6 protein-coding genes are annotated in these 4,962 nt (G+C 71.5%); all 6 read left to right on the forward strand.

Features of this window, described 5'->3' with window-relative positions:
* Window positions 1–358: response regulator (locus D7X12_RS07280; RefSeq protein ID WP_147443556.1), on the forward strand; the 358-nt coding region annotated here is incomplete at its 5' end.
* 88 nt (window positions 359–446) lie between these two features.
* The gene (gene cheB, locus D7X12_RS07285; protein ID WP_120624537.1) at window positions 447–1,502 is read left to right on the forward strand and encodes a chemotaxis-specific protein-glutamate methyltransferase CheB; all 1,056 of its coding nucleotides are present in this window, start codon (window positions 447–449) and stop codon (window positions 1,500–1,502) included.
* Window positions 1,503–1,511: 9 nt separating this feature from the next.
* Complete coding sequence (locus D7X12_RS07290) at window positions 1,512–2,459, forward strand: CheR family methyltransferase (protein WP_120624538.1); 948 nt, start codon at window positions 1,512–1,514, stop codon at window positions 2,457–2,459.
* A gap of 156 nt (window positions 2,460–2,615) precedes the next feature.
* Window positions 2,616–3,479 (forward strand): tetratricopeptide repeat protein, encoded by an 864-nt coding sequence (locus tag D7X12_RS07295; protein ID WP_120624539.1) that lies wholly within the window; start codon window positions 2,616–2,618, stop codon window positions 3,477–3,479.
* Window positions 3,476–3,601, forward strand: a complete 126-nt coding sequence (locus tag D7X12_RS44955) for a hypothetical protein (RefSeq protein ID WP_279637155.1) — start codon at window positions 3,476–3,478, stop codon at window positions 3,599–3,601. The genes D7X12_RS07295 and D7X12_RS44955 overlap by 4 nt, the downstream gene beginning before the upstream one ends.
* Before the next feature lie 72 nt (window positions 3,602–3,673).
* Complete coding sequence (locus D7X12_RS07300) at window positions 3,674–4,618, forward strand: bifunctional UDP-sugar hydrolase/5'-nucleotidase (protein ID WP_120624554.1); 945 nt, start codon at window positions 3,674–3,676, stop codon at window positions 4,616–4,618.
* Window positions 4,619–4,962: the final 344 nt, after the last annotated feature.

The following is a 4,962-nucleotide window of genomic DNA, read 5'->3' on the forward strand; positions in this document are numbered from 1 at the left end:
CGTGGTGGACGACTCGCCCCTGACGCGCGAACTGGTGGCCAACCTGCTGGAGGCGGTGGGGTACGACACGCTCCGGGCGCCGGACGGCAACGGGGCGTTGGAGCTGCTGGGGCAGGACGGCCCCCCGGTGGAGCTGGTCGTCACCGACCTGGAGATGCCGGAAATGGACGGCGTGGAGCTGACCCGGCGCCTGAAGAGCGATCCCACCCGAGCTCGCCTGCCTGTCGTCATCCTCACCACCCGGGGAGGGGAGGCGGACCGGGCGCGAGGGCTGGCGGCCGGGGCGGACGGCTACATCACCAAGGGGGACCTCGTCCGGCAGGACCTGGTGGACGTGGTGGGCCGGCTCCTGGCCTGAAGCCGGGCGCTGGATTTGCGCCGAGCGTCCCAGGGACTCCACGCGCATTGCTATACTCCCCGTCGCGCGTACGGGGTATGGAACGTCCATGGGCAAGAAAGTGTCGGTGCTGGTGGTCGATGACTCGCTCATCTGCCGACAGCTCATCAGCGCGGCGTTGAGCGACGACCCGGATGTCCAGGTCGTCGGCACCGCGGCGAACGGCCTGGAAGCCGTTGCCCTCACGAAGGAGCTGCGCCCGCACGTCATCACCATGGACGTGGACATGCCCGTCATGGACGGGCTCACGGCCGTGGAGCACATCATGGCCGAGTGCCCCACGCCCATCCTGGTGCTGACGGGCGACCCGCGCTCGCAGGCCCCCGCGCTCACCTACCGCGCGCTGGAGCTGGGCGCGCTGGCGCTGCAGATAAAGCCCTCCATCGACGCGGGCGCGGACGCGTGGAACCTCACCAAGGAGGTGAAGCTCATCTCCTCGGTGCGCGTCATCCGCCACGTGCGCGGCCCCAAGCGCATCCAGACGGGGACGCCGCACCCCACGGCGGTGCTGCCCGCGGTCTCCATGGGCATCGTGGCGGTGGCCGCCAGCACCGGCGGCCCGCAGGTGCTCTACCGGATGCTGTCGGAGCTGCCGGCGGACTTCCCGGCGCCCATCGTCATCGTGCAGCACATCAACGCGGCCTTCTCGGAGTCGCTGGCCAGCTGGCTCGCCAACGCGAGCAAGCTCAAGGTGCGGCTCGCCCAGGACGGCGACACGCTGGCGCCGGGGCTGGTGCTCGTGGCGCCGCCGGACCAGCACACGCTCGTGCCGCTGCGCGGGCGCGTGGTGCTCAAGCCCGGCGTGGAGCGCGACGGGCACATGCCCAGCGGCACCATGCTGCTGGAGAGCGTGGCCAAGACGTACGGCCGGCGCGCGGTGGGCGTCGTGCTCACGGGCATGGGCGCGGACGGGGCGGACGGGCTCTTGGCCATCAAGCAGGCCGGAGGTCTGGCGCTCGCGCAGAACGAGGAGTCCTGCGTGGTGTTCGGCATGCCTGGCGCGGCGGTGGAGCGCAAGGCGGTGGACCACCTCATCCACGGCGACGACGTCGCGGCCACGCTGGCGCGGCTGGCGCGCGGAGAGTCCCTGCCCGCGGGGCGCTGAGCGGGTGCCGTGACGTCCCCTTCCGAGCGCTGGGCTCCCGTGCACGCGTTCCTGTCAGCGCATACGGGCATGGCGCTGAGCGTGGCCCAGCGGCGGCGGCTGGACGCGCGCCTGGAGGCCCTGGGCCCTCCGGGGTCCGCGGAGCAGGTGGTGGCGCACCTGCGAACGGAGGGCGGCGCGGCGGACCTGGCGCGGCTGGTGGGCGCGGTGGCGGTGCACACCTCGGAGCTGTTCCGGGATGACGTGCAGCTCGCCGCCTTCCGCGAGCACGTGCTGTCGCCCCGGGTGCAGCGCTCGAAGCGGCCGCTGCGGATATGGAGCGCGGGGTGCGCCGCCGGCGAGGAGGTGGCCACGCTGCTCGTGCTCCTGGCGCAGGAGGGCGCGGACCCCGGAAGCCGGGTGCTGGGCACGGACATCTCCGAACCGGCGCTCGCCCGGGCGCGTGCGCTGAGCTTCCCCTCGGACGCGCTGCGACGCGTCCCGGAGGCGCTGCACACGCGCTACTTCGAGCCCCGCGCCGGACGTCAGGTGCTGGTGGAGGCGCTGCGCACGCAGGCCGAGTTCCGCTGCCACAACCTGATGGAGACGCCGTATCCGGAAGCGGACGGCGGGTTCGACGTCATCTTCTGCCGCAACGTCCTCATCTACTTCACCCCGGAGGCCTTCCAGCGCACGGTGCGCAGCCTGAGCGAGCGGCTCGCCCCCGGCGGCGTGCTCGTGCTGTCGGCCACGGAGCCCCTGCTCCAGGTTCCGCCGGAGCTGCGGCTGCTGCCCTGTGAGCAGGCCTTCTTCTACGTGCGCGTGGAGGCGCCGGCCGAGCCAGCCCCTCCGCCCCGTCGGGACGGCCGCACTGCTCCAGCAGCATCCCCAGGAGGTAGCGCGCGGCGATGGTCGAGTACCGCCGCGCGCGGGACGCGGTGGACTCCGGCCGGGCGCGGGTGGTGCCCTTCTTCCTGAACCTGGCCCGGCTCCGGGTGGCCTGCGCCAGGGCCGTGGAGCGCCTGGAGGGCGCAAGCCCCCGTTGAAGGCAGGGGGCAGGCCGCCCGCCTGGACGGTGCCGGGAGACAAACAGAAGCGGCGCGCGGAGGGCTTTGGACCTAGGATGCCGGCCCCATGCGCAGGCTCGTTCTCTTCGCCCTGTTGACCGCCGCCGTTCCCGGATGTTTCTACCCCGCCGACCGGGGCCGTGCCCTCGAAGCCAAGGTGGACAAGCTGGGGGCGGACAACGCCCGGCTCGAAGCGGAGCTGAAGGAGGCGCGCTCGCAGCTCGTCGCCACCCTGCCGAAGATCGACGAGAAGGTCGCCCAGGTGACCCAGGCCCTGCAGAGCCTGGACACCGCCGCGCGCCGCAAGGACGCGGACATCGGCGTGCAGTTCCAGAAGACGGTGGAGGACCTGTCGCAGCTGCGCGGACAGGTGGAGACGTACCTCTACAAGATTGGCGAGCTGGAGGCGGCGCTCGGCAAGAACACCGAGGAGACCAACCAGCGGCTCCTGGCGCTCCAGGGCTCCGAAGCGGTGAAGGAAGCCGAGGCGAAGAAGAAGGCAGAGGAGCTCCAGCGCCCCACGGAGAAGAAGGAGTTCCTCGCGCTCGCGCAGGAGAAGTCCAAGGCCGGGGACGTGCTGGTGGCCCGCCAGCTGTACAACGAGTTCTTGAAGAAGTGGGCCAAGGACTCGCTCGTGGGCGAGGCGCACTTCGGCCTGGGTGAGACGTACTTCACGGAAGCCAAGTGCCGCGAGGCCCTCTTCGAGTACGGCAAGGTGGTGCAGGACTACCCGAAGACGGCCTCCGCGCCGGACGCGTACCTGCGCTCCTCCGACTGCTTCCAGAAGCTGAAGATGAAGGAAGAGTCGAAGCTCGCGCTGGAGGAGCTGGTGAAGAGCTACCCCAAGTCGGACGCCGCGAAGGCGGCCAAGACGAAGCTGGCGGAGCTGGACAAGAAGGCCGCGCCCGCGCCGAAGAAGGGGAAGAAGTGAGCCCCCGCCGGTTGGCCGCGCTCGGGCTGCTGCTCCTGCCGCTGGTGGCGGGCGCCGCGCCGAAGAAGCTCGTGCTGCTCTTCACGGGAGACAATGGGGGCGAAATCGCCCCCTGTGGTTGACGCCACAACCCGTCTGGCGGTCTGGCCAGACGAAAGACGGTCCTGAATCAGGAGCGCGCCAGGGGCGTGCCCGTGCTCGCGCTGGATGCGGGCAATGCGCTCTTCAAGAGTCTGGCGGACGGCCAGGACCCGACGGCGAAGCTGCGCGCGGGGCTGCTGCTGGAGCAACTGGGAGCGCAGGGCTACACGGCCATGGCCGTGGGCCAGCGCGACCTCGTGCTGGGCGTGGACTTCCTGAAGAAGAAGACGAAGGGCGCGAAGCTCAAGCTGCTGTCCGCGAACCTCGTGGACGCCAAGGGCCAGCGCCTCTTCCCCGCGTCGGTGGTGACGACCGCGGGAGGCCTGAAGGTGGGCATCGTCGGCGTGTCGCCCGCGTCCGCGGACCCCAAGGTCCCGGCGGCCGGGGCGGATGGTTCCGCCGTGCTGCCCGCGGGCATCCAGGGGCAGCCCGTGCAGCCGGCGGTGGCGGCCGAGGTGAAGCGCCTGCGTGAGAAGGAGCAGGTGGACCTGGTGGTGGTGCTGGCGGCGGTGCCCTACGTGGAGGCGGTGCGGCTCGCGCAGGGCGCGGACGGCGTGGACTTCGTCGTCCAGTCGCACGACGGCCGGGGCGTGGGCATGGCGCAGCGCCAGGGTGTGTCCACGTTGGTGCCTCCCGGCGAGCGGGGCCGGCAGGTCGCGAAGCTGGAGGTGTCCGTGGAGGGCACCGGCCCCTTCACCGACCTGTCCGAGTCGAACCGCGCCCGCGAGAGCCAGAAGCTCGTGGAGGCGAACATCGCGCGGGTGAGCGAGCGCCTCAAGGCGGAGAAGGACGAGGCCACGCGCCGCTCGCTCCAGGAGACGCTGGCCTCCTTCCAGGCCCGGCGCGACGCCCTGGCGCGCACGGCGGCGGCCACGGGCCCCACGGTGGGCCGCACCTACCTGCTGTCGTACGTGCAGCTGGGGGCCGACGTCGCCTCCGATTCCGCCGTCCAGCAGCAGGTGGAACGCGTCGAGCCGCCCGGCTCCGCGGGTCACTGACCTTCCTCGCGGGGCCCGACTCCTCAGGTTCTGGGACGGTGCGTGAGACACGTTGTTTCACGCATCGGTCTCCAGAGCCTCATGGCGGGGCCTCATGGCCTGTCCGGCCCCTGGGGGAGATGGCGAGCCCTTTCCGTTCATGCGCGGGGGGGCGTGAGCATGGCAGGCGGGGACTCGACCGAATAATGTGAACAGCAGGTTTTCGGCCACCCCCACGCCACTCGTTCCAGAGCGGTGGGCCGCGTATGCGACATCAGCCGACGCAGCGTTGAGGCACCCAGGGTGCCCGGTGCTCCGGGCGTCCTTCGCGGGCCCTGTCGCGTCCAGAGTGCGGAGTACGTTCG

Origin of the sequence: Corallococcus sicarius, from assembly GCF_003611735.1 — a bacterium.
GTDB classification, from domain to species: domain Bacteria; phylum Myxococcota; class Myxococcia; order Myxococcales; family Myxococcaceae; genus Corallococcus; species Corallococcus sicarius.